Source organism: Marinovum sp. J2-8 (assembly GCF_055808435.1).
Window position 1 is genome coordinate 37,726 of the sequence record NZ_JBVVRZ010000002.1, and the last position, 26,457, is coordinate 64,182.

27 protein-coding genes, 1 tRNA gene and 1 pseudogene are annotated in these 26,457 nt (G+C 59.3%); 15 read left to right on the forward strand and 14 right to left on the reverse strand.

What is annotated here, in order from left to right; all coding sequences use genetic code 11:
• Positions 1 to 11 precede the first annotated feature (11 nt).
• Together AC0L4F_RS06070 and AC0L4F_RS06075 are read right to left on the reverse strand one after the other, a co-directional pair.
• Positions 12 to 647, reverse strand: a complete 636-nt coding sequence (locus tag AC0L4F_RS06070) for a DsbA family oxidoreductase (protein ID WP_244686469.1) — start codon at positions 645 to 647, stop codon at positions 12 to 14.
• Positions 648 to 740: 93 nt separating this feature from the next.
• Positions 741 to 2,273, reverse strand: a complete 1,533-nt coding sequence (locus AC0L4F_RS06075; RefSeq protein ID WP_244686471.1) for a class I adenylate-forming enzyme family protein — start codon at positions 2,271 to 2,273, stop codon at positions 741 to 743.
• A gap of 92 nt (positions 2,274 to 2,365) precedes the next feature.
• Here AC0L4F_RS06075 and AC0L4F_RS06080 point away from each other — a divergent pair, with 92 nt between their 5' ends.
• Entirely contained in the window at positions 2,366 to 2,992 is a 627-nt protein-coding gene (locus tag AC0L4F_RS06080) for a helix-turn-helix domain-containing protein (protein ID WP_244686473.1), read from the forward strand.
• A 31-nt stretch (positions 2,993 to 3,023) separates the two neighbouring features.
• Here AC0L4F_RS06080 and AC0L4F_RS06085 read toward each other — a convergent pair whose 3' ends face one another.
• The 4 genes from AC0L4F_RS06085 to AC0L4F_RS06100 form a co-directional block, all read right to left on the reverse strand.
• Entirely contained in the window at positions 3,024 to 3,257 is a 234-nt protein-coding gene (locus AC0L4F_RS06085; RefSeq protein ID WP_244686475.1) for a hypothetical protein, read from the reverse strand.
• 226 nt (positions 3,258 to 3,483) lie between these two features.
• Positions 3,484 to 3,606, reverse strand: coding sequence for a hypothetical protein (locus tag AC0L4F_RS06090; RefSeq protein WP_280520507.1), 123 nt, complete (start codon positions 3,604 to 3,606; stop codon positions 3,484 to 3,486).
• On the reverse strand, positions 3,603 to 3,725 hold the full coding sequence (locus tag AC0L4F_RS06095) for an entericidin EcnA/B family protein (protein ID WP_244686477.1): 123 nt from the start codon (positions 3,723 to 3,725) through the stop codon (positions 3,603 to 3,605). The genes AC0L4F_RS06090 and AC0L4F_RS06095 overlap by 4 nt, the downstream gene beginning before the upstream one ends.
• A gap of 2 nt (positions 3,726 to 3,727) precedes the next feature.
• Positions 3,728 to 5,545 (reverse strand): extracellular solute-binding protein, encoded by a 1,818-nt coding sequence (locus AC0L4F_RS06100; protein ID WP_473446095.1) that lies wholly within the window; start codon positions 5,543 to 5,545, stop codon positions 3,728 to 3,730.
• Positions 5,546 to 5,866: 321 nt separating this feature from the next.
• Between AC0L4F_RS06100 and AC0L4F_RS06105 the strand changes: the two genes are divergently transcribed.
• Positions 5,867 to 6,640, forward strand: a complete 774-nt coding sequence (locus tag AC0L4F_RS06105; RefSeq protein ID WP_244686481.1) for a 3-hydroxybutyrate dehydrogenase — start codon at positions 5,867 to 5,869, stop codon at positions 6,638 to 6,640.
• 96 nt (positions 6,641 to 6,736) lie between these two features.
• A pseudogene (locus tag AC0L4F_RS06110) lies at positions 6,737 to 7,776 on the forward strand (patatin-like phospholipase family protein).
• Positions 7,777 to 7,845: 69 nt separating this feature from the next.
• Here the strand turns inward: AC0L4F_RS06110 and AC0L4F_RS06115 are convergent.
• From AC0L4F_RS06115 to AC0L4F_RS06125, 3 genes are all read right to left on the reverse strand, one after another.
• Positions 7,846 to 8,577 carry a DUF502 domain-containing protein gene (locus AC0L4F_RS06115; protein WP_244686483.1) on the reverse strand — a complete coding sequence of 244 codons (732 nt, stop codon included), beginning with the start codon at positions 8,575 to 8,577 and terminating at the stop codon, positions 7,846 to 7,848.
• A 118-nt stretch (positions 8,578 to 8,695) separates the two neighbouring features.
• The gene (locus AC0L4F_RS06120; protein ID WP_244686485.1) at positions 8,696 to 9,610 is read right to left on the reverse strand and encodes a pseudouridine-5'-phosphate glycosidase; all 915 of its coding nucleotides are present in this window, start codon (positions 9,608 to 9,610) and stop codon (positions 8,696 to 8,698) included.
• A complete protein-coding gene (locus tag AC0L4F_RS06125) occupies positions 9,603 to 10,490 on the reverse strand; it encodes a PfkB family carbohydrate kinase (RefSeq protein ID WP_244686487.1) in 888 nt (295 codons plus the stop codon). Before AC0L4F_RS06125 ends, AC0L4F_RS06120 begins: the two co-directional genes overlap by 8 nt.
• A gap of 108 nt (positions 10,491 to 10,598) precedes the next feature.
• Between AC0L4F_RS06125 and AC0L4F_RS06130 the strand changes: the two genes are divergently transcribed.
• Complete coding sequence (locus AC0L4F_RS06130) at positions 10,599 to 11,714, forward strand: HupE/UreJ family protein (RefSeq protein WP_244686489.1); 1,116 nt, start codon at positions 10,599 to 10,601, stop codon at positions 11,712 to 11,714.
• A gap of 38 nt (positions 11,715 to 11,752) precedes the next feature.
• Here the strand turns inward: AC0L4F_RS06130 and xth are convergent, their stop codons facing one another.
• Positions 11,753 to 12,535, reverse strand: a complete 783-nt coding sequence (gene xth, locus AC0L4F_RS06135) for an exodeoxyribonuclease III (protein WP_244687666.1) — start codon at positions 12,533 to 12,535, stop codon at positions 11,753 to 11,755.
• 300 nt (positions 12,536 to 12,835) lie between these two features.
• On the opposite strand from xth, the gene AC0L4F_RS06140 reads away from it, so the two are divergent.
• The 3 genes from AC0L4F_RS06140 to AC0L4F_RS06150 are packed head-to-tail and all read left to right on the forward strand — an operon-like array spanning position 12,836 to position 15,114.
• Positions 12,836 to 13,009, forward strand: coding sequence for a hypothetical protein (locus AC0L4F_RS06140; protein WP_244686491.1), 174 nt, complete (start codon positions 12,836 to 12,838; stop codon positions 13,007 to 13,009).
• 60 nt (positions 13,010 to 13,069) lie between these two features.
• A complete protein-coding gene (locus AC0L4F_RS06145; protein ID WP_244686493.1) occupies positions 13,070 to 14,164 on the forward strand; it encodes a DUF6902 family protein in 1,095 nt (364 codons plus the stop codon).
• Positions 14,161 to 15,114 (forward strand): DMT family transporter, encoded by a 954-nt coding sequence (locus AC0L4F_RS06150; RefSeq protein ID WP_244686495.1) that lies wholly within the window; start codon positions 14,161 to 14,163, stop codon positions 15,112 to 15,114. Before AC0L4F_RS06145 ends, AC0L4F_RS06150 begins: the two co-directional genes overlap by 4 nt.
• A 42-nt stretch (positions 15,115 to 15,156) precedes the next feature.
• Here the strand turns inward: AC0L4F_RS06150 and AC0L4F_RS06155 are convergent, their stop codons facing one another.
• Positions 15,157 to 15,480 carry a HesB/IscA family protein gene (locus AC0L4F_RS06155; protein ID WP_244686498.1) on the reverse strand — a complete coding sequence of 108 codons (324 nt, stop codon included), beginning with the start codon at positions 15,478 to 15,480 and terminating at the stop codon, positions 15,157 to 15,159.
• A 103-nt stretch (positions 15,481 to 15,583) separates the two neighbouring features.
• On the opposite strand from AC0L4F_RS06155, the gene AC0L4F_RS06160 reads away from it, so the two are divergent.
• The 8 genes from AC0L4F_RS06160 (at position 15,584) to AC0L4F_RS06195 (ending at position 23,652) form a co-directional block, all read left to right on the forward strand.
• Positions 15,584 to 16,732 (forward strand): deoxyguanosinetriphosphate triphosphohydrolase, encoded by a 1,149-nt coding sequence (locus AC0L4F_RS06160; protein WP_244686500.1) that lies wholly within the window; start codon positions 15,584 to 15,586, stop codon positions 16,730 to 16,732.
• 117 nt (positions 16,733 to 16,849) lie between these two features.
• Complete coding sequence (locus tag AC0L4F_RS06165) at positions 16,850 to 17,446, forward strand: hypothetical protein (RefSeq protein WP_244686502.1); 597 nt, start codon at positions 16,850 to 16,852, stop codon at positions 17,444 to 17,446.
• A 119-nt stretch (positions 17,447 to 17,565) separates the two neighbouring features.
• Positions 17,566 to 19,311: an arginine--tRNA ligase gene (argS, locus tag AC0L4F_RS06170; protein WP_244686504.1), complete on the forward strand. Its 1,746-nt coding sequence runs from the start codon at positions 17,566 to 17,568 to the stop codon at positions 19,309 to 19,311.
• 77 nt (positions 19,312 to 19,388) lie between these two features.
• A complete protein-coding gene (locus tag AC0L4F_RS06175) occupies positions 19,389 to 20,780 on the forward strand; it encodes an SPOR domain-containing protein (RefSeq protein ID WP_244686507.1) in 1,392 nt (463 codons plus the stop codon).
• Entirely contained in the window at positions 20,777 to 21,775 is a 999-nt protein-coding gene (locus AC0L4F_RS06180; protein ID WP_244686509.1) for a glycoside hydrolase family 3 N-terminal domain-containing protein, read from the forward strand. The genes AC0L4F_RS06175 and AC0L4F_RS06180 overlap by 4 nt, the downstream gene beginning before the upstream one ends.
• 5 nt (positions 21,776 to 21,780) lie before the next feature.
• Positions 21,781 to 22,590, forward strand: coding sequence for a segregation and condensation protein A (locus AC0L4F_RS06185; protein ID WP_244686511.1), 810 nt, complete (start codon positions 21,781 to 21,783; stop codon positions 22,588 to 22,590).
• Positions 22,591 to 23,253, forward strand: coding sequence for an SMC-Scp complex subunit ScpB (gene scpB, locus AC0L4F_RS06190; RefSeq protein ID WP_244686513.1), 663 nt, complete (start codon positions 22,591 to 22,593; stop codon positions 23,251 to 23,253).
• A gap of 87 nt (positions 23,254 to 23,340) precedes the next feature.
• Positions 23,341 to 23,652 (forward strand): hypothetical protein, encoded by a 312-nt coding sequence (locus tag AC0L4F_RS06195; RefSeq protein ID WP_244686515.1) that lies wholly within the window; start codon positions 23,341 to 23,343, stop codon positions 23,650 to 23,652.
• Positions 23,653 to 23,664: 12 nt separating this feature from the next.
• Here the strand turns inward: AC0L4F_RS06195 and AC0L4F_RS06200 are convergent, their stop codons facing one another.
• The 3 genes from AC0L4F_RS06200 to AC0L4F_RS06210 form a co-directional block, all read right to left on the reverse strand.
• Complete coding sequence (locus tag AC0L4F_RS06200; protein ID WP_244686517.1) at positions 23,665 to 24,735, reverse strand: 2'-deoxycytidine 5'-triphosphate deaminase; 1,071 nt, start codon at positions 24,733 to 24,735, stop codon at positions 23,665 to 23,667.
• 69 nt (positions 24,736 to 24,804) lie between these two features.
• A tRNA-Pro gene (locus AC0L4F_RS06205) sits at positions 24,805 to 24,881 on the reverse strand.
• 274 nt (positions 24,882 to 25,155) lie between these two features.
• Positions 25,156 to 26,457 carry a MerR family transcriptional regulator gene (locus tag AC0L4F_RS06210; RefSeq protein ID WP_244686519.1) on the reverse strand — a complete coding sequence of 434 codons (1,302 nt, stop codon included), beginning with the start codon at positions 26,455 to 26,457 and terminating at the stop codon, positions 25,156 to 25,158.

The following is a 26,457-nucleotide window of genomic DNA, read 5'->3' on the forward strand; positions in this document are numbered from 1 at the left end:
GGCTCCTGGCGTTAGCTGGATTGGCCCTTCAATTCTGCAATCACCTGGGCCCAAAGCTCGGGCGGTTGGGCGCCGGGCACCGCATGTTTGCCATCAACAACAAAGGTCGGCACGCTGTTGACGCCCATTTCGCGCGCCGCCTTGTCGCGGTCCTGAATGTCCTGAATATCGCTGTCACTTTGCAACAGGCGCATCACAACCGAAGCATCCATTCCCAACCCGTCTGAAATATCGCCCAGGGTGTCATGGTCGCCAATGTCGCGGCCATCGACGAAATAGGCCTTGAACAAGGCCGAAACCATCGCAGTTTGCCGACCTTCGATCCCCGCCCAATGGATCAGCCGATGCGCATCGACGGTGTTCGGCGTGGTCTGGATCGCATCCAGATTGATGACCAGACCGGCCTTTTCCGCATGTTGCTGAACTGGCAGATAGGCTTGAACCGCGCCGTCCTTGCCGCCGAATTTACCTTCCAGATAGGCGCGGCGATCCATGCCGCCCCGGGGCATGTCGGGGTTCAGCTGAAAGGGATGCCATTCAATGGTAAAGGGATGATCCGGCGCCGATTCCAGCGCGCGATCAAGATAGGATTTGCCGATATAGCACCACGGGCAGATCGGATCAGAGATAATGTCGAGTTTGGTCATGCGGATCTGCCTTTGGCTGAATTTGCTGCGGTGTAACAGGGTGATGCGCCAAAGGCGAGAGGGGCCTGTCGTCGCGGTGCGGTCGATCGCGGATCAGGGCTGTTTTGGGGCGCTGAATCCCTGACGCAGGGCGCGCCGGGACAGTTTGCCGTTTGGACCGGTGGGCAATTGCGCCATGCGGCGGAACAGACGTGGTTGTTTGTACCGCGCCAGAACCGTTTCGGACCGGGCTTTCAGCGCCGCGTCAAGATCCCGGTCGGCAGTATAAAACGCCGCAATGACAAATGTGTCCGGCTTGATTTCGACATCTGTCACCGCAATCGCCTGTAGCCCCGGCAGGTCGTGCAATGCCTGTTCCACCTCTTGCGGGGACACCCGGAAACCGCCGGCGTTCATCATGTCATCCGCCCGACCAAGGTAGGCGATTTGACCGTCATCCGCCATTTGGCCAAGATCGCCGGTATGAAACCAGCCGTCAAACCGTTTGCGCGCGGTGGCTTCGGGGGCGTTCAGATATTCCAGCATCAGACCGGGGTCGCTGTCGGCGATACAGATTTCGCCCGGCGTGCCCAGCGGCAGGGTTTTGCCATCGCTGCGAATGGCAATGTGGCGGCCTGTCTGTGGGCGGCCCAACATGCCGGGGCGGGCGGGATTGGCGGGGCTGGACGAGATGAAGGTGGAACATTCCGACATGCCGTAGGCTTCGTAAATCTCGGTGTTGGTGGCGGCGTGCCATGCGCGGCGCAGACCCTCGGGCAGCTTTTCACCCGCCGCAAGCGCATGCCGCAGATCGGGCAATGCGGGCAAGGGCGCGGCCAGAAGTTTGCGGAACACCCCCGGTGCGGCGGCAAACAGGGTTGCGCGGTGCCGGGCCAGCAGATGTGGCAGTTGGTCAGGGGACAGCGACGCCATGGGAATAAGCGCCGTGGCCCCAGCCGCCCAAGGATCAAGCAACCCGGTGCCAAGCGTGAACGTCCAATTGAAGGCCCCGGCATGGCAAAGCCGATCGCTGGGCCGCAGGTCGTACCACCCCCGGACCATCATCTGGCGCGCCCAGACCGCGCGATGGGCATGTACCACCGCCCGCGGCGTGCCGGAGGTGCCAGAGGTAAAGACGATATAGGCCGGTCGATTGGCATCGCCGATGGCATATTCGGCGGGCGGCAGGGTGGTCATCTCCTGCAACTCGGTGACCGGGATCACCGGCACATCGCTTTCGGCGCAGGCCACCACGGGATCGCGCAGGATCAGCGCCGGGTTCAGGATTTCGATGATCTTGGCGGTTTCGTGTTCGGACAATTGTGCCGCCGTGGGCACCGGCACCAAACCGGCGCAGATACACCCCAGATAAGCCAGCGGAAAATCCGGCGTATTGCCCAGCCGCAGCAACACCCGGTCGTCGGCTGTCAGCCCCTTTGCCAACAGCCCCGTCGCAATGCCGCGCACGGCATTTTCAAGGCGCGCAAAGCTCCAACTTTGTGTGCCATCGGGCGCCACCAGCACCAAGGCATCCTTGTCAGGGGTGCGCGCCGCATGGCGCAACACAAATTGCGCAAGATTGAAATCCGCCGGGCAGGGTGGCGGCGGGCCTTGATTGAACAGGCTGATTTTGGCGGCATCGGGCATAGCGGTGTTCCGGGACATAAGGCCAACAGACATGGGCGTAGGCACTGCAAGGCCCAGTTGCAAGACCATGCAGCTCTGCTTATAGGATGGTTATGACCAAGTCCGAAAATGCAAAATTGATCCGTATCGCCCGGGACAAGAGCGAGGACCCGGTGCATACCGAGCCGCTTGACCTTGGTGAACGGGTCCGTGAATTGCGCAAGGGCCATGGTTGGACGCTGGAACAGGCGGCAACCAAGGCCGGGCTGGCACGGTCGACCCTGTCGAAGATCGAAAACGGTCAGATGTCACCGACCTATGACGCGTTGAAAAAGCTGGCCTTGGGGCTGGGAATTTCGATCCCGCAATTGTTCACGGCGCCCCAGAATGAGCGGGTCAATGGCCGGATGTCGGTCACCCGCTCTGGCGAAGGTGCCGCACAGGCGACAATCACCTACGAACATGAACTTCTGGCCGAGGGGCTGACCAAAAAGCAGATGTTGCCCTATCGCGCGCGGATCAGGGCCCGCTCGATGGAGGAATTCGACGGTTGGATTCGCCATGATGGCGAGGAATTTCTGTATGTCCTCACCGGGGTTATCAAGCTTTTTACCGAGTTTTATGAGCCGATCGAAATGCGCCGGGGCGACAGCGCCTATTACGACGCAACCATGGGCCATAACGTGATCTCAACCAGTCAGGATGATGCAACCATCCTCTGGGTGACATCGCTGACCTGATCCAACCCGTACAACACCCGAAATGCGGCCGCTAATGTGCGTCCATTTCCGTGGCTTGCCGTGCAAGGCTTTGGATATAGATCCAATCCTTCAGCTCTTCTTCGGCCTCCAGATCCGTCAGGTCGTGTTGACGCGCCAGATGTTCGGCCATCGCTTCGGGCGGGATGGGGGGCGATGACAGCGCCGTTTCGTCGATATGCGGGAACCGGCGTTTCAGGTGCCGCAAAGCCCGCCCCCAATCACGTGTCATGTCCGTCCAGTTCATATTGTATTCCTCCGCATTCAGGCGTCCCATTTCGCCCCGACATTCACCTTCCAGGGCAAGTGTCACAAAAAGCTTAAAATGCTTTGGCCGGTTCTGTCAGCAAAATAATGTGAAGAGGTCGCGAAGACGCGAAAACACCGCCGAAACGGCGGTGTCACGTTGTTGATGTGATGGGGTCCGTCACGCCGCCGGGGAACACAGGTTCCTCGGGGCGCGAACTGGAAAATCAAAGCAAGGCGGCGCGCGCCGCGATCTTGGCGGCCTTGACCGGCAGTTTTGTCGCCTTGCGCACCGGGCTGCAGGCGGTGACCAATCCAATCACCGCGCAGAGCGCAATCAGGCGCTTCACAACATGCCCTTGACGCTTCGGGCACCATCACTGATGTCGCGGCCGACGCCCTCGACCGTGTTGCAGGCGGCCAATGTTGTCAGGGCCGCCATCAATGTCACCAGACAAAACGCACGCATGTTCACTCCTCTTCGTACCACCAGACATCCGGTTGCCAGCCGATCCAGTCGCCGTACATCGGAATGTGGTCGGGGTATTTCAACTCTTTCGCATGTGCAACACGCGAGATGTTGAATTGATAGATCGGGATCACGTATCGCCCGGTGGTCAGCACCCGGTCCAGCGCCCGCACCGCCGCAACGAAATCTTCGCGGCTTTCGGAATTGACCAGCTTGTCGATCATCGCTTCGGCCGCGGGCGAGGCCATGCCCATCCAGTTCTTGGTGCCCGGCTCGGTCACACCGTCCGCCCCCCAATAGAGCCGCTGTTCATTGCCGGGGCTGAGCGAGACACCAACCCGGTAATAGGTCATGCCGAAATTGTAATTGTTGGTGCGTTCCTTGTATTGCGCGTTGTCGACGGTGGTGACCGTCGGAAAAATGCCAAGCCGTTCAAGAGCTTGGGTGTAAAGGTCGATGATCGACTGGTTTTCCGACGACCCCTGGCTCAACAGGATTTCAAAGGTGAAGGCGGTGCCATTGGCATCCTTCATCTGGCCGTCCTGTACGGTCCAGCCGGCCTGTTCAAAAAGGTCCATCGCGGCTGCAATGTTCTTGCGATTGCGAGCAGAGCCATCAGCGACGGGCAGGGCATAGCCCTCAAGCGCGCCGGGCAAAAGATCATCGGCATAGGGTTCAAGAAAGTCGCGCACCCGTCCGCTGGCGGGGCCGTCCTGCATGCCCAATACCGAATTCGAGAAGTAGGAGGTGATGCGCGGTTGTTCGCCACCGGTCAGGGTTTCGTTGATGAATTCAAAGTTGAAGGCATGGATCAAGGCATCACGCACCCGCCAATCCTTGAACTGATCCAAACGCGTGTTCATCACGAAACCGGTGATCCCGCTGGCGCGGCGATGCGGAATGATGGATTTCACCACGTCGCCGCGGGTCACGGCAGGAAAGTCATATTGGCTGTCCCATTTCCCGGCATTGAATTCGCGGTTGGTATTCACCTCTCCGGCTTTGAAAGCCTCAAACGCGACGGTGCTGTCGCCATAAAACTCCATTCGAATCTCGTCGAGCACATTGGTGCCCCGGCGGAATGGCACATCCTTGCCCCAATAATCGGGATTGCGTTTCAACGACAGGAAACGACCCGGTTCAAAATCGGAAATCACATAAGGCGCGCTGGTGATCGGGATGTCATCCAGACCGGAATTGGCAAAATCCTTGCCGTCCCATTGCGCCTTTTTCAAAATCGGACGCATGCCGACCAATAGCGCAAGTTCACGGTCATCGGTATTGAAGGTAAAGCGTACTTTGCCCGGGCCGGTCTGTTCCATACGGTCGATTTTCGACCACAACCCGTGATACCGCGGATGGCCAATCGTGCCGAGCGTTTCATAAGACCACATCACGTCTTCCACCGTGACCGGGCTGCCATCGGAAAATTCGGCGGCGGGATTGAGCGTGAATTCCGCCCATTGCCAATTCGGTCCGACCTCTATCGATTCGGCCAAAACCCCGTAAAGCGTGAATGGCTCATCCCAACTGCGGCCCATCAAACTTTCATAAGCGATGAAACGTAATTGCCACGGTGCGGTGCCTTTGGGGACCTGTGGATTGAGGCTGTCGAAGCCACCGGTTTCACCCGTCACGATCCGCCCGCCGGTGGGGGCATCCGGGTTGGCATAGGGCAGGTGCGCAAAATCTTGGGGTAGGGCGGGATCGCCATACATAGCTATGCCATGCTGCGGTTCGGCCGATGCAAATCCCATGGTTGCAATCAGCGCCAAACTGGCGCCCAAAGTTGCAATTGGGTGGAAAAAAATTGGACGCATTTGGGCAACAATCTCCTGAATGCCTTGTATCATTGGATTTGGAGCGTAGCGGTGGATTTCTGCCTTTTCAAACTTTTAGCTTGGATGCGGGCGCAAGATTGCTTATAAAGGGGGCACTGCTCGATAGGTTTCTTGCCTGTATGAAACCTGCCTCAATAACTTAACCCCGGCTTCGTGCCGGGGTTTTTTTGTGCATATAGCCTGCCGTTCCCCGGATGACCCGAAACCTTATTGTGATCAGCGCGCGGCATGGGGTCTTGGCCTTTTGCAGTTGCAGCGATTAGGCTGCAGTGCAAAATCGGCAAGCACGAAGGAGCTATCATGTCGCTCAAAGGCAAAACCGCAGTTATCACAGGATCGAATTCCGGGATTGGTCTCGGCGTCGCCCAGGAGTTGGCGCGTGCGGGGGCGGATGTGGTTCTGAATTCATTCACCGACCGGGACGAGGATCACGCCCTGGCCGCCGAAATTGCCAAGGAGTTTGGCGTCACGGCGCGTTACATTCAGGCCGACATGTCAAAGGGCGACGAATGCCGTGCCTTGATTGAAAAGGCGGGGGTCTGCGATATTCTGGTGAACAACGCCGGCATCCAGCATGTGGCGCCGATTGATGAATTTCCGGTGGCGAAATGGGATGCGATCATTGCGATCAACATGTCGTCGGCGTTTCACACCATGGCAGCGGCGCTGCCGGGGATGCGGGCGCGGGGTTGGGGCCGGGTGGTCAATGTCGCCAGTGCACATGGATTGACGGCCTCACCGTTCAAATCGGCCTATGTCGCGGCCAAACACGGCGTTGTCGGCATGACCAAGACCGTCGCGTTGGAAACCGCGCAAGAGCCGATCACCGCAAATGCGATTTGTCCCGGTTACGTGCTGACACCCCTGGTCGAGGCACAGATCCCGGACACGATGAAAGAATATGACATGAGCCGCGAAGACGTGATCAAGAATGTCATGCTGACGCGCCAACCCTCGAAAGAGTTCGCCACGGTCGAACAGATCGGCGGCACGGCGGTGTTCCTGTGTTCCGACGCTGCGGCACAGATCACCGGCACGACCATCAGCGTCGATGGCGGCTGGACCGCGCTTTAAACTCTGTTCGGCGGAGGCAGGAACCAGAGGGGGGCTAGCCCCCCGACCTGCGGTCGCCCCCCAGCGTATTTTAAAAAGAGAAGAAGGACTGGCGCCTTGCCTGAGACTGTACGGATCAATCTGGCCCTGCAGGGCGGCGGGGCGCATGGTGCCTTTACCTGGGGCGCCTTGGATCGGCTGTTGGCCGAAGACTGGATCGAGATTGGCGGTATTTCCGGCACCTCGGCCGGGGCGTTGAATGCTGCGGCCCTGAAATCGGGTTGGGTGGCCGGGGGGCGCGAAGGTGCGCGCCTGGCGCTGACAGAGCTATGGGGCAAGGTCAGCGGGCTGGGCGATATGCGCATCCCCGCCTGGATGGAGGGCTTTGTGCCAGCGCCCCTCATTGCCGCGCGTGCGTTGGAAATGTCGCCGATGTTTGTCATGGCGGACACGATGAGCCGTGTGATGTCGCCCTATGCCTATGGCCCGTTTTACCGCAATCCGCTGGATGACATTGTGCGCGGGTTTGACTTTGGCCGGGTGTGTGACACCAACCATGGGCCGGAGCTCTTTATCTGTGCGACGCGGGTGCGCGATGGCAAGGTGCAGGTGTTTTCCGGCGAGACGCTTTCGCCACAGGTGATTTTGGCCTCGGCCTGTTTGCCGACGCTGTTTCAGGCGGTGGACATCACCGACGCCGATGGCACGACAGAGGCCTATTGGGACGGTGGCTATACCGGCAATCCGGCCTTGTTTCCGCTGTTTGATCAGCGGTTGCCAGATGACATTGTCATCATCAACATCAACCCGCTGGAGCGCGACACAGTGCCAAAGTCGGCACAGGACATTCAGAACCGCATCAATGAAATCAGTTTCAATTCGTCGCTGTTGCGCGAATTGCGGGCCATCGACTTTGTCCAGCGGCTGATATCGCAGGGCAAGGTGCAAGAAGGCAGCATGAAAATCCCCGTCTTCATATGGTGGCGGATGACGGGTTGATGAATGATCTGAACGTGGCAACGAAAACCGTGCCGCTGCCTTCGGTAATTGGCCAGCTACATACAGCGGGCGCGGCGGCGGTCGAGACGTTTCTGGCCGAGTTCGGCGATGATCTGGGGCGGCGTCAGACACTGACACTGCGGGATATGTTTGCCTGACACGGGGTGCTGGTTACCTGACATCTGTTACCGGTCTTACCGGTCACAGGTGGGGCAATTCCCGGCGGGTCAATGTTTCGGCGGCTTGGTGGGATCCTGGCCGTTGGGATAGACCAGACCGGCGGAAATCACCAATTTGGCCGCCTGTTCCACCGTCATATCCAATTCGATCACGTCTTCCTCTGGGAAAAACAACAAAAACCCAGAGGTGGGGTTCGGTGTGGTGGGGACAAAGACCGACATCAATTTGCCGGATGTTTCCGCCCGCACCGCTATTTCGCCCTTGGCGGTGGTCGACACAAAGCCGATCGCCCAGACGCCTTTGCGCGGATATTGGATCAGACAGGCCTTTTCGAACGAACGGTCTTCTTGGTTGAATACCGTTTCGGCGATCTGTTTCACGCCGGAATAGATCGAGCGTACCACCGGCACGCGGTCGACCAAACTCTCGGCGAAACGGACCATGGACCGGCCGATCAACCCCTTGGCAATCCAACCGACCAACAGGGTGAACAGCAAGAAGACAATGACGCCGACGCCGCGCACGTTCACCCGGATCCAATTCGGATCGGTCGGGCCCTCATTTCCCAGGAATCGGTTCAGAAGCTGCTCTGGCTGATAGGAATTCGGCACAAACGGCCACACCACGCCATCAACCCAGCCGATCACCGTCCAGATCAACCAAACGGTCAGCCCGACCGGCGCAATCACCACAATCCCGGTCAGGAAAGAGGCGCGCAGGCTGGCAACCCATCCGGTGCGTGGCCGAGGGGCCGGGTCTTCGTCAAAGGGTGTGGTCATCGCGGCGTCAATTCCCTGGGCGGCGCAGGCCTTTGTGGCTGGGTCCGACCGCTAAGCTAGGTAGTTCCATGGCCAACCTCAATGGGTTGGCATGGCTTTCATACGAGCAACCCGTGAATTAGCTCTGTTGGCTGCTTAGTTCGCAGGCGATTTCGGCGGCAAGGCGGGCATTGTTGCGCACAAGCGCGATATTTGCGGTCAGCGACCGGCCATCGCTCAGCTCGAAAATCCGTTGCAGCAGATAGGGCGTGACATCCTTGCCCGCGATGCCATGTGTTTCGGCGTCTTGCAGGGCACGCTGGATGAAGGGATCAATCTCGCTGCGCGGGATCTCTGCCTCTGCGGGAATCGGATTGGCGACCAATTGCCCGCCCGTCAGCCCCAGCGCCCGCCGCATAAGATGTGCGCGTGCAATGGTGGCGGCATCCTCCATCCGCAAGGGGGCGCGATAGGCCGAGGTCGCCGACCAGAACGCCGGAAAGGCATCCTGACCATAGGCAATGACCGGCACGCCCAGGGTTTCCAGCACTTCCAGCGTTTTGGACAGATCTAGGATCGCCTTGGCGCCGGCGGCCACAACGGTGACCGGGGTGCGCGACATTTCCTGCAGGTCGGCAGAGATGTCGAAGCTTTGCTCTGCGCCACGGTGGACACCGCCGATGCCGCCGGTGGCAAAGACATCGATGCCGGCCAAAGCCGCGCCGATCATTGTCGCCGCCACCGTCGTGGCGCCGGTGCCGCCGGTCGCCAGACAGGCCGCCATATCGGCGCGCGACAGTTTTGCCGCGCCTTTGGTCTGGGCCAGGGCGGTCAATTGCGCATCATCAAGACCAATGCACAGCGTGCCGTCCATCACGGCGATGGTTGCAGGCACCGCACCGTTGTCGCGGATCACATCCTCGACCCCGCGCGCCATCTCGAGGTTTTGCGGAAACGGCATGCCGTGGGTGATGATCGTGCTTTCCAACGCGACCAGGGGTTTGCCAATCTCGCGGGCCTCGGCCACTTCGGGGGAATAGCGGATGTCAATCATGTGGGGTCTCTCCGGATACATAACGGGCAGCAGCGGTCAGCGCCCGGTCAAGCGCGTCGGCGCGGGGCAGGCCGCTGGCCTCGGCCGCCATATGGGCGGCCATGAAAGTGTCGCCCGCACCGGTGACACGGGTCACCAGAACCTGCGGGGGGCGATGGGTGAATGCGCCCTGTGCATCAATGTCGGCGCAGGGGCCACCGCCATCGGTGACCAAGGCACGTTTCGCGCCACGCGCCACCAGACCGGCGGCGGCGGATTCCGCATCGCCAAATTCGGTCTGGCACAGGATGCCGGCCTCTTCGCGATTGACGTACAGCACAGCACCGGGGCGGGTGACAAAGGGCATCAGCCGCTCGGCCTTGCCCGGGGACGCCGGTGCCACCCGCAGATCTGCTGCGGCAAAGACCGGGTCGCGGGAAATCTTGCCCAACAGGTGCTCTGTCAAATTGCCATCCAGCGCGATCAAACCGGAATAGGGCGCCGCGGCGCTGCCAAGACGGCCATCAACCAGCGGGCGCAGGATCTTGTCATCTGCGGCCTCAAGCGAATGGGCATCCGCAATCGCGGCAATCAGCCCGTTCGCGCCTTCGACGGCCATATAACGGTCGGTCGGCAAATCATCAGAGCGATAGATCCATTGGCAATCCAATCCCAAATCGCCACATTCCGCGATCAACACGTCGCCCAGGACATCCCGGCCCACGGCGCTCAGCAACGCGGGGCGCATTCCGAAACGCGCCAGCGTCATTGCAATGTTCAGCGCAACACCGCCGGGGATCTGACTGATCCGGCCGGGCACATCCGATCCAACACGCATGACCGAGGCAGACCGCCCGATCACATCCCAAAGCACAGAGCCAATACAAAGAACGTTCACCATGCGGCCCTTTTGGCGTGAAACTTTTTTGCCTGCAAGCCGTAGCTTGTAGTTGTAACCGAGGCGTATCATGGCAAGCTGCGCCCACATCCAACGCGAGGGAGACGCGGAATGATCCGTCTAATGGCAACAGTAATGACGTTTATGGCTGGGCTGGTCGCCGGGGCGACCCAGGCACATGAGGTCATGCCCACCATTGCCGACCTGAGCATATCAGATGGGGCGGCAGTGTTGGAATTGCGCCTGAATGCCGAGGCATTTGCCGCCGGTGTCGATCTGGACGGGCTGGAGGATACGGATACCACCGATCGTTCTGCGGCATATGATGCGTTGCGCGCATTGCCGCCCGAAGAAATGGCCACACGCATGGCACCGGTCGCTGCGCGTATCGCGCGCGAAATTCAGCTGTTGAATGGCGATGCATCTGTGGTCTTGACGGTAGAGGATCTGGCAATCGGGGAATTGGGCAATGTGGACTTTGCCCGCGAAAGCAGCCTGACATTGCGCGGCGCGCTGGACGCGCCTCAGGCGGCACTTGTTCTGAATTGGCCAGAGGGCTATGGCACGCTGGTCTTGCGTCAAATCGGACCGGAAGATCCCTATACCGGCATTATCGAAGGTGGCGGCACAAGCGGTGCGATCCATCCCGCCGGGGGCGATGCCAAATCGGGATTTGGGGTTTTTGCCGAATATATTCCGGTGGGTTTCGATCATATCCTGCCAAAAGGGCTGGATCATATCCTGTTTGTTCTGGGGCTGTTTTTCCTGACAACCCAGCTTGGCCCATTGTTGTGGCAGATCACGGCCTTTACCGCCGCTCATACGGTAACTTTGGCGCTGGGGGCGCTGGGGATTGTGTCGGTGCCGGGCTATATCGTCGAACCGATTATCGCCGCATCCATCGTTTATGTCGCTGTCGAGAATATACTTTCCCCGAAAATGCACGCCTGGCGTCCGGTGGTCGTCTTCTGTTTCGGGCTTTTGCATGGTCTGGGGTTTGCCAGCGTTCTGGGCGAATTCGGATTGCCCGAGGGGCAGTTCATTCCGGCGCTGCTGGGCTTTAATGTCGGGGTCGAACTGGGCCAGTTGACGGTGATTGCGCTGGCCTTCCTGGCGGTGGGGCTGTGGTTCGGGCGCAAGTCGTTCTATCGGCCCTATATTGCGGTCCCGGCCTCTGTCGTGATCGCCATGGTCGGGGCATATTGGTGTGTTGAGCGGGTGATCTGAGCCTGTCAGACCCCCAGCACAATGGAATTGGCCGCCCCTCAGGCGGCCAGTTCAACCCAGACCGGAACGTGGTCCGATGGTTTTTCCCGACCGCGAATGGCGCTGTCGATCTGGCAATCGACCAGCATATCGGCGCAATCCGGTGTCAGCAGGAAATGGTCAATGCGAATGCCGTTATTGCGCTGCCAGGCACCGGCCTGATAGTCCCAGAACGAATAATGCTCGGGCTGGCTATTGCGGGCACGGAACGCTTCTGTGAATCCCAAATTGACGATCCGACGGAAAGCCGCGCGGCTTTCAGGTCGAAAAAGCGCATCCTCTGTCCATTGCTGGGGGCTGGCTGCATCTTCTGATTGCGGAATGATGTTGAAGTCACCCGTAATAAGTGCGGGCATTTCAGTGCACATCAGCTGCCCTGCACGATGGTGCAGGCGTTCCATCCAGGCCAGTTTATAGTCGTATTTCGGACCCGGCACCGGGTTGCCATTCGGAAGATACAGCCCGCATAGCCGAATGGCCTGGCTGTCGCCCATAACGGTGGCCTCGATCCAGCGGGCCTGTTCGTCACTGTCGTCGCCGGGCAGGCCGCGAGTGACGTCTTCCAGTGGTAAACGCGATAGAATCGCGACGCCGTTGAAACTTTTTTGCCCATGGGTTTCAACGATATACCCCATATCCTCAAAGTGTTCGCGCGGAAATGCATCATCAATTGATTTGATTTCCTGTAGAATGGCCACATCCGGCGCGGCTTCTTTCAGCCAATCGGTCAAGGCGCCAATGCGCGCTTTAATGCCATTAATGTTGAATGTCGCAATCTTCATAGCGTCCTCCATTGGCACCGACGTAGCCTTAGGAATGGGGCGGGGACAAGCGAAAATATTTACCAAACGATTGGTCGATTCGGGCCGGTTTCTGGATTCAACCCGCTTTTTTCGGGGATTGAATGCCGCGCAATATATTTGTGCGAAGTATGTTTTCGTTTTTATTCACAGGTAACTGCATACCATATCTTGTGTGGATAACTGACTTATCCACAAGCTATAGTTGAAATTAATATTGAAATGCCCGGTTAAGAGGAGAATTCTGATTGCGGTACTGATGCCGATAACCAGGAGAAAATCATGCTGGCACTTGTTCAAGAAACAGTTAACGAAACCCAAACCGAAGAGCTGGTCATCGAGACCACAGAGATCGCAACAGGCGATCACGTCGACACAATGATGTGCTGCTCGGTTGACGATGGCACCGACATGTTTGGCGGTGACCAGGTCCAAGCGATGATGTGCTGCTCGTAAGAGCGCCATCGTCCTAACGCCCGGGCCGGGCGCATTTCAGACATTCCGGAGGACCAAGTGATGTCGAACGTTGTCTATTTGAATGTGCCCGGCCCCAAGGAACGCGGAGCGGCGCGCACTGGCGCGCTGGTCCGCGCCTTTGCCCGCCACCGGCGTGGCCCCGAAGATGTGTTCTGGCTGAAGGAAAACGCCGAACTTCTGAACATCCTCGAAAATACCGGCCAGGACCTGCCCGAAATGTGGATGGAACCCTATGCGGCGTTCTATGCAAACGCGGGCGAGAAATTGGCCTTTTTCCCACAATATTACCGGTTCATTCTGTCCCTGACGCTCGACCTCGAGGCGTTGGGAATGGCGGGTGATCAGGCCAAATCGCTTTGTGCCTGGGCTGTTCGCCAGGATCTTGCGGGGTATGAAACCTCGGATATTCAGCGTCTGGAGGCATTTCGCCTGATGCAGCGACGCGGATTTGATCCATTACAGGACAAAGGTGCCGCAGAAGCGCGTCTACGTGACTTTATTTCGCGTCCAGAACGCTTTGCATTGCCCAATAAGAAGGCTGCTTTTGAGCTGACGCATATCGTATTCTACCTGTCAGAATACGGTCGGAAATCGCCAGAGCTCGGCCAGAACGAATTGCGCGCATTGGAAAATGCAGGAATTTTGGCGTTTTTGGACGGAAACCTTGATCTTCTTGCTGAGGTTTGTGTCGCAATGCGCTATGCAGGGCACAACCCTTCCGGTATCTGGGAAGATTGGGTCGCGCAAAAGATGAACGAGATCGAGGTGACAGACATGGGTGAGGGCACCCCCCAACAGATCCCGATGGCCGATTGCTATCACGAGTTTCTGACGTCTTCCTGGCTGGCCGGGACGCGCGACGAAACGCTGTTTGCGCAGGTTCCGCCGCATGGCAAAACCGCCAGCCTTGGCTTTCAGCGTCCGAATGCCCGGCGCGGCGCGTTGCGGGAAATCTCGGTTCAACTTTACCGGATGGGGGACGAGCGGCGCGACGTTTGGGGCGCGATGCGCAACCGGATAGATGCCGCCCTTACCGATCCGGCCCGCCATCGCCTGGCACAGGCCGAAGCCTCGACCCGGCAATTTGATGCGTTTTTCGAAGATTTCGCCCGCGCCCGCAGGATCAGCGCATGAACCATGTCGCCTGGCGCATATCGCTACCGATGCTCAGCACCGTGCTGGTTGTGGCCTATACTTTGTTGATCACCTGTTCGGATGCGATCACAAAATACCTGGCGCAAAGCTACAAGGCACCACAATTGCTGTGCATTGTTGCGCTTTTGATTGTGGTGATGTCGCTGGGAAGTGGCCGGATTCAGGGCAACAAGGGTAGCCTGCGCACCTCTTGTCCCGGGGCAATGGCCTGGCGGGCGGGGCTGACGGTTCTGGCGACGGTCATGTTCTTTAACGCACTGGCCACATTGGTATTTGCCGAGGTTTTTGTCTTCATCGCGCTGGTGCCTTTGTTGTCGGCGATGATGTCGGGTCCGATCCTGGGCGAACATGTGCGATTGTCGGCCTGGATTGCGCTTGGCCTCGGGTTTGTTGGCGTGTTGTTCATGGTGGACATCAGCCTGTCGGGGATCAGTAAGGGCCATATCTGTGCCTTTGTCGGATCGGTCTCCGGTACGGCGTCGATTGTTCTGGCGCGGTATATTGGCCGCCGCGAGGACAATTCGCTTGCACAGGTGTTCTATCCCCAAGCGGCGGTCTTTTTGTCGATGCTGATTTTGGCACCATTTGGCTGGCAGCCGATGTCGCTGTTTGATCTGGCTTTGTCGGCGGCCTGTGCGGTGGTGTTGTTTTCTGCGCGGCTGCTCTTGGTGATCGCATTACGGCATTTGGCGGCCTATGTGGTGACACCGTTGATGAACCTTCAGTTCGTCTGGATGGTGTTGATTGGTCTGGTCTTTTTCAACGAGGTCCCGGCGTTCAGCACGTTTGTCGGGGCGGTGGTTGTGATGGTTTCCGGCCTCTATCTGGCGCTGGACAAGGACAGCGGCGCACGGTCGCTTGGCGCCACAGCGCCAGATCGCACAGCCGATGCACCGGACGCCCGCCTGCGGCTACGCACCCAAAGCTAGTCCGTGCATTCCAGCCGGTAAGCCCGGCTGGAGAGATTTGATTCAAATCGAAAACGACGTGCCGCAGCCGCAGGAGGCGGTGGCATTGGGGTTTTCGATCACGAACCGCGCCCCGATCAATTCTTCGCTGAAATCAATGACCGCCGAGGCCAAAAACGGCAGCGATACCGCGTCGACCACCACTTTTTCACCATTGCTTTCCAGCACCAGATCGTCGGTTTCGGCGCTGTCGAGACGAATATCGTACTGAAATCCCGAACATCCGCCGCCCTCGACAGCCACGCGAAGCGCCTTGCCCGCAGCGGCGGCACCAATTTCCGACAACCGTTCAAACGCACGTTCGGTCACTTTCGGCGGCAATTGCATCACATATCTCCGGTATTTAGGTGATTTCGCCAGCATTGGGCGGTTTTCACATGTCTCGGAGTACAATATAGAAACCCGGCACGCCATCAGCAAGGAGCCAGCGATGCATGCCCCATATGCATCCCGTCCGGATCAATCGCGCGGGAGGCTTGTTTCAGAATTCGAAAGCCATTTTCGTTCGTGTTTTCAACGGGATAGAGATCGAATTATTCATTCGAGCGCCTTTCGCAGATTGAAACACAAGACCCAGGTTTTTGTCGAACATGAGGGCGATTATTATCGCACCCGTCTGACCCATTCCATTGAGGTCGCTCAGGTGGCCCGCACCATTGCGGGCGCTTTGGGGCTTAACCAGGAGCTGACCGAGGCCGTGGCCCTGGCGCATGACCTTGGCCATACGCCATTTGGCCATACCGGCGAGGATGTGCTGGATGAACTGATGGCGCCTTATGGTGGCTTTGATCACAATGCCCAGGCGCTGCGCATCGTCACCTCGCTTGAACTGCATTACGCCGAATTTGACGGGTTGAACCTGACCTGGGAAACCCTTGAAGCGATTGCAAAACATAATGGTCCGGTCTTGGGCGAACTGCCTTGGGCTTTGACGGAATACAACCGATTCCACGATCTGGAATTGCACACACACGCCAGCGCCGAAGCCCAGGTTGCGGCCATTTCCGATGACGTCGCTTATAACAACCATGATCTGCATGACGGTCTGCGGGCCTGCCTGTTCAGCGAAGACGACATTTGCCATCTGCCGATTGTTGGACCGGCCTTTGCCGTGGTCGACCGCAAGTATCCGGGGCTGGAGAAAAATCGTAGACGCCACGAAGGGTTGCGCCGGGTTTTTGGTGTGATGGTCGAAGACGTGATAGACACATCGCGCCAGCTTTTGGACGAATGTGGCGCGACATCGGCCCAAGGGATCCGTGATTTGCCGACACCGGTTATCCGGTTTTCAGATGCGCTGTGGCAGGATTTGCAACTGATCCGCAGCTTTTTGTTTGAACGCATGTACCGCGCGCCGGACGTGATGAAAGTCCGCGAAGAGGTGGGCCAGGCGGTGCAGGATCTGTTTGCGATCTATATGAAGTCGCCGGAACATCTGCCATTGGCCTGGCAGGCGGCCCTGGCGGAAAACCCCGAAGATATGGTGCTGCGGGCGCGCTGCGTGTCGGATTACATCGCCGGCATGACCGACCGCTTTGCCCTGCAATCGCAACGCCAAATGGGCGCGATCCGGGATTAACTTCGTCACAAAAGCGACGGTTGTTTTGTCTAGCAAATTGAACGTAAATATTAGGTGATTATTTCTGTAGGTCATTTCGTGGTCAAATCTGCCCTTTTTCCCGGAAAGAATTGCCTCGTGATCGGGGCGGCGCACCCCATCGGGCGGGCGATGTGCCTGCGTCTGGTTGATCAGGGCGGATTTGTGATTGCCGTCGATTTTGACGAAGACGCGGTACAGGACCTGGCCAGCCTGCGGTCAGACCGGATTGCGCCGCTGGCGATGTCATTGGCGGATTGTGACGGGCTGGATCATCTGGCCGCGCATTGGGCGGATGACCCGTTGCATGTCTTGGTGATGGCGCAGGCCTTGAATGGCGCGGCGGATCTTGGCGCGACGTTGACGTCGATTGAACACACAACCAAAAGCCTGGCCTCGGCGCTTGCGGCTTCGGATGGTGCGGCATTGGTGCTGTTTGCCGTCCCGGACGAGGGCGGCAAGGCCAGTGGGCGCGCGGCGGCGGCGGCCCTGGCAACATTGACGGGCGATCTGGCGGCGACCGGTGTGCGGATCAATGCGCTGATGCTGCATTCCGCTGCCCTGCAAAGCGGGGCGTTCGATCAGATTTGCACCACGGCAATGATGATGGCCTTGCCCATGGCGCGTGCGGTCAGTGGCTCTGTGCTGCCGGTGGGGCGGCATGGCCTCAGGCTGAATGCATCGCCTGCGGAATGACCGGCCCCGAATGCTTGTTCCCGAATGACCGTTTCGGAATGACTGCTCCGGCGTGGCCAGCTTGGATTGACTGAGGCGCGCGGCGTGATACACCGCCATTCAGCACAAAGGACCAAAAAATGAACCTGTTTTCCGACCTGCGCGGCTGCGTCATTGCCGCGCTTGAACAGATGCAATCCGAAGGCGCGCTGGCGCAGGATCTGGACTTCACCAATGTGACGGTGGAACCGCCGCGTGATCCGCTGCACGGCGATATGGCCACCAATGCCGCGATGGTACTGGCCAAACACGCCCGTCAGAAGCCGCGTGATATTGCCGAGGCCCTGGCCGAAAAGCTGCGCGCAGATGACCGGATTACAGCGGCGGATGTTGCGGGACCGGGTTTCTTGAACATGCGTTTGGCGCCTGCAATCTGGCAGGGCGTGGTTGCTGCGACCTTGGCCCAGGGCACGGCGTTTGGCCAGTCAAAAATGGGGCAGGGTCGGCGGATCAACGTGGAATACGTCAGCGCCAATCCCACGGGCCCGTTGCATGTCGGCCACACACGCGGCGCGGTTTTCGGTGATGCGCTGGCCAGTTTGCTGGCCTATTCCGGCCATGATGTGACCCGTGAATATTACATCAACGATGGCGGTGCGCAGGTCGATGTGCTCGCCCGGTCAGTTTATTTGCGCTACCTGGAGGCCCATGGTCAGGAGGTCGCATTCGAGGACGGCACCTATCCCGGTGACTATCTGATCCCGGTCGGCGAGGCGCTGAAGGAAAAGGTCGGCGACGACTACCTCGACAAGGGCGAGCAATACTGGCTCACCGATGTGCGTGAATTCGCCACCGAAAAGATGATGGATCTGATCCGCCATGACCTCGCGCTGTTGGGCGTCGAGATGGATGTGTTTTATTCAGAGAAGTCGCTCTACGGCACCGGCCGGATCGAAGCCGCCATTCAGGAGCTGGACGACAAGGGCCTGATCTATGAGGGGGTGTTGGAGCCGCCAAAAGGCAAGAAGCCCGAAGATTGGGAACCGCGCGAACAGACCCTTTTCAAATCCACCGAACATGGCGATGATGTCGACCGTCCGGTCAAGAAATCCGATGGGGCATGGACCTATTTCGCGCCCGACATCGCATATCATTATGATAAGGTTTCCAGAGGCTTCGACGGCCTGATTGATGTGTTTGGTGCGGATCACGGCGGCTATGTCAAACGGATGAAGGCGGCTGTGTCTGCGCTGTCCGATGGCAAGACGCCATTGGATATCAAGCTGACGCAGCTGGTCAAATTGTACAAAAACGGCCAGCCGTTCAAAATGTCCAAGCGGGCCGGAACCTTTGTCACGCTGGCCGATGTGGTCGAACAGGTTGGCCCCGATGTGACCCGGTTTGTGATGCTGACGCGCAAGAATGATGCGCCCTTGGATTTCGATTTTGACAAGGTGCTGGAACAATCGCGCGAGAACCCGGTTTTCTATGTGCAATATGCCAACGCCCGGGTGCATTCGGTGCTGCGCAAGGCGCGGGATGCGGGGTTGGATGTGTCCGACGCGGCATTGCAGGGCGCGGATCTGGGCCGCAACGGGCATGAAGCCGAATTGGCCGTGGCCAAAAAACTGGCCGAATGGCCCCGGTTGATCGAAATTGCCGCCCGCACGCATGAGCCGCATCGCGTGGCATTCTATCTCTATGAACTCGCTGGTGAATTCCACACATTGTGGAACCGGGGCAACGAAGTGCCGGAGCTGCGGTTTTTGCAGGATGGCGATGATGCCGCAAGTTTGGCAAAAATTGCACTGGCGCGGTCTGTGTCGGTTGTTATTTCCGCCGGTCTTGGTATCTTGGGTGTGACCCCAGTGGAAGAGATGCGCTAAGACACTCTCTCTGCCGGGCATAGAGCAGACAAATGGCACACCCGGTGGCACGTATCACCGGGGGCAGAGAGGCGAAAATGGCAGATGTTCAATGGTCCGGCACTCCTGTGGGGTACGGCAGAGACGACACATATCATTCATCCAATCCGCAATCTGCGGGACCACAGGGGCAAACCCACCAGGCGCATTCTGGCCCGGAGCCGTTTGACCCGGGTCAATATGGCCAGGGTCAATATGGTCGGGGCCAATACGATCAGCACGCCCTGAATCAGGGACATTATGGCCAGGACCAATCAGAGACTGGTGAGCCGGGCGCGCCTCAGGCCGATCTGGCCCAGTCCGGCAAGGGCATGGGTGGCTATGTCAATGTGGCGGGCGCGGTTGTGTCGCTGGCGCTTCTGGTTGGGGTCGGTGTTTGGGGCTATCAGCTTCTGGTGCGTGATGTGACCGGTGTGCCGGTTGTGCGTGCCTCGGATGGACCATGGCGCGTTGCACCCGAAGATCCCGGCGGCAGCCGTGCCGATCATCAGGGGCTGGCCGTGAATGAAGTTGCCGGTCTTGGCACGGCCTCTGGTCCGGTGGAACAGGTCGCGCTGGCGCCCAATTCCGTCGGGCTTCAGGACGAAGATGTGGCCAGCTTGAAACTCAATACGCTGTCGACCCGCGAGGGCGGCGCCGCAATGCCGACCATGGCCAGCAGCCGCGCGACCTTTGGTGCCTCGGACCAGGGTGTGACCCAGCGCAATTTTGTGCCGGGGTCGGTAACTCCAAGTGCCGTGACAACGGGTGGCGTGACGCAAACCTCGGTGACACCGCGCGGGGTCACCCCGCGGAATGTGCCCGTGGCGGTCAATCCCCTGCCTGCGCCGACCAATACGGCGGGCGGCATCATGACCAACCGGGTGGACACCAGCGGCCAGCGGCAACCGATTTCCAATGCCACCATTCAGGCATTGGCGGATCAAATCGCAGCCGATGTAAAGCCCTTTGGCACCACGACGACGCCAACGACCCCCGCGCCGATGGTTGTGGCCTCGGTCAAGCCGATCGAAACCGCCGTTTCCACAATCGACGGCCCCGGTGTGCGCCGGTCCTTGCGTCCGCGCACGCGCCCGTCGCAATTGGTGAAAACCTCGCTGGCCTCGCCGGTGGCGGCGGCCCCGACTGCGCAAGCCGCAACAGCCACAACCGCCGAAATCAATGCCGCGACCCTTCCCGCAGGTACACGTTTGGTGCAATTGGGCGCCTATGACAGCGCCGCGATTGCGCAATCGGAATGGGGCCGGATTTCCGGCCGCTTCAATAGCTTTTTCGATGGCAAAAGCCGCGTGATCCAACGGGCGGAAAGCGGCGGGCGCACCTTCTACCGGCTGCGTGCGCATGGGTTTGACGATCTGGCGGATGCCCGTCGCTTCTGTGCCGCACTGGTGGCGGAACGGACCGATTGTATTCCGGTCATCACCAAATGACAGCCCGCGCCGCGATATTCGCCCCGCGCGGGACGAAACTGACCGGTGCGGAAAAAGCGTTTTTTCGTGAGGCCGATCCTTGGGGGTTTATCCTTTTTGCCCGCAATATCGGCTCCGCAGATCAAATCCGGGCTCTTTGTGCGGATTTGCGCGATACCTTGGGCCGCGATGCGCCGATCCTGATTGATCAGGAGGGCGGTCGCGTCCAACGCATTTTGCCGCCGCTTGCAACCCGCTGGAAACCGCCGCTGGACGATGTGATCCGGCTGGGGGACAAGGCCGATCGCGGCATGTATCTGCGCGCACGGATCATTGCCGCAGAATTGCGCAGTTTCGGCATTGATGTGAATTGCATCCCGACGCTTGATGTGGCGGATGAATTCACCCACCGTTTTCTGCGCAACCGCTGTTATGGCGAAACCCCGGATCAGGTCACAACAGTTGGGCGTGCGGTGGCCACGGGCCTGCTTGAGGGCGGGGTGTTGCCGGTGGTGAAACACATGCCGGGCCATGGTCGGGGCAGGGTGGACAGCCATCTGGAACTGCCGTTCACTCAGGCGCGGGTCGACGAATTGCGCAGCGTGGATTTCGTGCCATTTTCGGCTTTGGCCGATCTGCCGCTGGGCATGACAGCCCATATGATATTCGAGGCCGTGGACCCCTATTTCCCCGCGACGCAATCCGGAGCGATGATCAATCTGATCCGCGAGGAACTGGGCTTTGCCGGGCTTCTGATGACCGACGATATTTCGATGCAGGCGCTCAGCGGCACGCCCGGTGAACGCGCCAGCGCGGCGATGGCGGCGGGCTGTGATGTGGTGTTGCATTGCAACGGCGATCTGACGGAAATGGCCCAGGTGGCAGAGGCCGCCGGCACATTGGGCGAGGGGGCCGCACTGCGCGCCTCGGCGGCGCTTGCCCTGCGCGATGGGACCAGCGAGGTTGACACCAAAGAGCTGCAAGCGCAGTTTGAGATGCTGTTGGCCGGACCGTAAGGCACATGAACGACACGATCCCCTTTGATAACGATCCTCTGCCACAGGCGGAGCCGCAAAGCGTGGCTGACCGTCTTGCGGCGGAGGCATTGATCGTTGATGTTGATGGTTTCGAGGGGCCGCTGGATCTGTTGTTGACGCTGTCGCGTACGCAGAAAGTCGATTTGCGCAAGATCTCGGTGCTCGATCTGGCGCGGCAATACCTTGGCTTTGTTGAAAAAGCCAAAGAACTTCGAATCGAATTGGCGGCGGATTATTTGGTGATGGCGGCCTGGCTCGCCTTTCTGAAATCCCGCCTGCTGCTGCCGCCCGATCCAACCGAAGACGGCCCCTCTGGCGAGGATCTGGCCGCGCATCTGGCGTTTCAGCTGGAGCGGCTTCAGGCGATGCGCAATGCGGCAGCCCAGTTGATGGCGCGCAACCGGTTGGGGCGCGATATCTTTGTCCGTGGTTTGCCGGAAACCGTGGAACGGGTGAAATCGGTCACCTATACCGCGACATTGTTGGACCTGATGCAGGGGTATGCCCGCATCCGCACCCGCGATGAATTCCGCCCCTTTGTGATGGACCGCGAATCCGTGTTCACCATGGAGCAGGCGCTGGAACGCATGCGCGGTTTGATCGGATTTGCCGGGGCATGGACCGACATTTCGGTCTATCTGCCTGAGGGCTGGGACAACGATCCGGTGCGCCGACGCTCTGCCACGGCGGCGACCTTTGCGGCCTCGTTGCAATTGGTCAAAGAGGGCAAGGCCGAGCTGCGCCAACCGGGGACATTTGAGGCGATCGAGCTGCGCCGGATCACGGAAGACTAGATGAACGACAACGCAGAACATATTGGCAAAGAGGAGAAAAGCCTCTTTGCGGCCCCGCCCATGGGCGAACAGGAACGTATGGTCGAAGCGGTGCTTTTTGCCAGCGCCGAACCGGTTACGGTGCGCGATCTTGAGGCCCGGATGCCACATGGCTGTGACGCGGCAGAGGCGCTGGTGCATCTGCGCAAACGCTATGAAGGGCGCGGCGTGCGGGTGATGCGCGTTGGCGATGCCTGGGCGATGCGCACGGCGGCCGATCTGTCGTTTCTGATGCAGAAAGAGACCGTCGAAACCCGGAAATTGTCGCGCGCCGCCATCGAAACACTGGCAATCATCGCCTATCATCAACCGGTGACCCGCGCCGAGATCGAGGAAATTCGCGGTGTCGCGGTGTCACGCGGCACGGTGGACCAATTGCTTGAGATGGAGTGGATCCGCTTTGGCCGCCGCCGGATGACGCCGGGGCGACCGGTGACATTTGTGGTGACAGAGACATTCCTGGATCATTTCGGGTTGGAAAACGCCCGCGATTTGCCGGGGCTCAAAGAGCTGCGTCAGGCCGGATTGCTGGAGAATCGACCGCTGCCTGGCACGCCGCAATTTGGCGATGGCGAAGACGAACCAGAAGCGGATGCAGGCCAAAGCGAGTTGTTCGAGGATTAACCTTCACGCGCCCAGACTGCATCGCTTTCCAAAAAATTCATGATTGGCCCTTATAATGCGCGTCAAAAAGCACAGGAGAGCAGGGCGATGAATTCCAACCAACTGATCAACATGGTGATGCGTCTGTTTTTGCGCAAAGCAGTGAGCAAAGGCATCGACGCCGGGATTGACCGGTTTTCCAAAGGCCGTGAGGGGCGAAAAGAGCCAGCAGAGAAGCCGGATCAACATCACGCGATGGATGCGCAAGACACCGAACATGCGGCGCCTTCGCCCCAGTCGTCTGACGCGCCCCAGTCCAAGGAAGAGGTGCGCAAGGCCCGGCAAGAAAAACAGCAGATTCGCCAGGCGCGGCAGGCCAAACAGGCCATTCGTGCCGCCCGACGCGCATCGCGGATGTAGTGGTAATTCGCCCTAGCGGAAGTGTTTGGACAGCTTCAAACCCTGTCCCTGGTAGTTGGATTTCAGCCCGTCACCATAAAGCACATCTGGTCGGGTGCTCATCCGTTCATAGACCAAGCGTCCCACGATCTGGCCGTGTTCCAGCACAAAAGGCGCTTCGTGACACCGGACCTCCAGCACGCCGCGCGCACCAGCCCCACCAGCGGCGTCATGGCCGAAACCGGGATCGAAGAAGCCGGCGTAATGGACGCGAAATTCGCCAACCATGGCGATATAGGGGGCCATTTCTGCGGCGTAATCCGGCGGGATATGCACGGCTTCGCGACTGACAAGGATGTAGAACGCACCGGGGTCCAGAATCAATTGTCCGGCGTCGCTGTGCAATTCTTCCCAGAATTCGCTGGGCTCGTATTGCCCGATTTTGTCGAGGTCGATCACCCCGGTATGGGGCTTGGCGCGATAGCCTACCAAGGTTCCCGACGCGGGCTTTAGATCGACCGAAAACCCAAGTCCGGCATCAATTACCGCAGCACTGTCGACCAAGGGTGTGGCGTCATGCAACGCGCGCAGTGCCACGTCATCAAGCACCGCCTGACCACGGCGAAAACGGATCTGGTTCAGCCGCATGCCCGGCCGCACCAATACGGAAAAGGAGCGCGGGCAAATCTCTGCGAACAGCGGCCCGTCGTACCCGTCGGGGATACGGTCGAATTCCGTGCCTTGATCGGTGATTGTACGGGTCAACAGATCGAGCCGCCCGGTCGAGCTTTTGGCATTGGCCACGGCCTGGACCCCGGCGGGCAGTGCCAGTGATTCCATCAAAGGCACCACATATACCGCGCCTTTTTCCAGCACGGCGCCCTGGCTCAGATCAATGCGATGCATTTCGAATTCGCTCAGCCGGTCCGCCACGCTGCGGCCCTTGCCGGTGAGAAAAGAAGCGCGCACACGATAGGCCACGGAGCCAAGCCGCAGGTCAAGACTGGCGGGTTGAATCTGGGCATCAATGATTTCTGGCGTGCCTTGCAGGGCACCGCTGGAAATCAGATCGCGAATTTGCTGGCTGGCAAGAACACCGGTCATACTGGCCCTCCGGGGCAGGGTTTCAGGTGACGCGCCACACAGAGGTGGTCATCTTGGGGGAGGAGTAAATGGTCGGGCTAGCAGGACTCGAACCTGCGACCTTCCGTCCCCCAGACGGACGCGCTACCAGGCTGCGCCATAGCCCGACTGGAGTGTCTTCTTACCGGTTTTGGGCGGGGGGGCAAGAGCAAACTTTGACGAATTTCGCGACACAGTCGATTGCGGAAAATAAACTTTGGAAATTGCCCGTGGTTCCGCCCGTTTCCGGGCGGTTTCAGGTCAGATCTTGGCGAATTACTGTTTTGAATCAGCGCGCGGCCTGGCTCATCCGGCGGTGATGGGCACGCACCCGAATGATCAGGGTTTCCACCTGTTCCGCCGAGAGGCCCAGTTCGCGGGTCTTTGCATCGGTCAACAGGGTCAGAAGGCCGGGATCGGCGTGAATGTCGTGATCCGAGGGGTCGGGCGGCGTGACGATATTTGCCGGCTTTGGACCATCCGCCGCGGTATCGGACGGAATGGTGTCGGCAGATGCGACTTCGGGTTCGGGGGTGACCTCTGGCTCGATGTCATCACCGTCACGTTCAGCGACGTCAGAGATGGGCTCTGGTTTCGCTGGCGGCGTAAGGGGGGCAGCACGGGCAGCACTGGGCCAGAATCGGCTTGCTCGGTGGCCTCGGAGGTGGGTTCGAAATCGGTCTCTAAATCGGCCTCAAGGTCGGCTTCGGCCAAAACCTCAGGTTCGTCAGGCGGAGCTTCAGAAGTGTGAGCTTCACCAGCGGGCAGAGCCTCTGCGGCGCTCTCTGATTCTGGAGCAGTGTCCTCTTCGGCCAGCCGTTCGGACAGCGGTTTCTGAACGAAATCCGGCAAATCATCAGCGGCCGCGTTTACAGTTGCAGGTTCAGATTCAGATTCTGGGGCAACCGGTTGATCAGGCTCCGAAAATTCGCTTTCCAAGGGGGCGGAAGCCGCCGAAGACGCGTCTGTTTGTGCGGTCTCTGGCTCCGGCTCAACCGCTTTCGGTTCATGATCAATTGGATCACTTTCAACCGGCTCCTCGGTCGAAGACGCGTCTTCCTCTGCCACAAGCTGCGCCTCTGGCTCTGCAACCAAATCCTCCAGCGGCAGATCATCGGTTTGCTCTGCCGTGGCGGGTGGGCCTGAGGGAGCAAAAAAATTGTCCTGGTCTTCGTCATCGGTGTCGTCGAACAAATCGGCGATCGTCGCGTCCTGGCGACCAGAGGGGGCAGTTTGTTTTGTCGTCTCGACAGCCTGCTCCGGGGTCTCATCGACTGGCTGCGCCGTTTCGACAGCGGGCGCGTCGTCAGAGCCGCGTTCGGCAAATTCCAGCACCTGACCAGTGGTCGGCTCTGGCGGGGGCATTGGCGATGCAAGCGTGGCGTCGACGGTGACCGGCGGCTCGATAATCTTTGAGAGATCCTCGTCCAGCGGCGGCGACATCGCGGCGACATGTTTGATGCCCTGTTCGCGCAGGATTTTCTGCACGCCCTTGATGGTCATGCCATCGTCGTGCAACAGTTTCTTGATACCACCAATCAGGGTCATGTCGGCAGGGCGGTAATACCGCCGACCGCCGGCACGTTTTACCGGTTTGACCTGACTGAATTTGCTCTCCCAAAACCGCAACACATGTGCGGGGGTGTTCAGCCAATCGGCAACTTCCGAAATGGTGCGAAATGCATCGGCGGATTTACTGGGCAT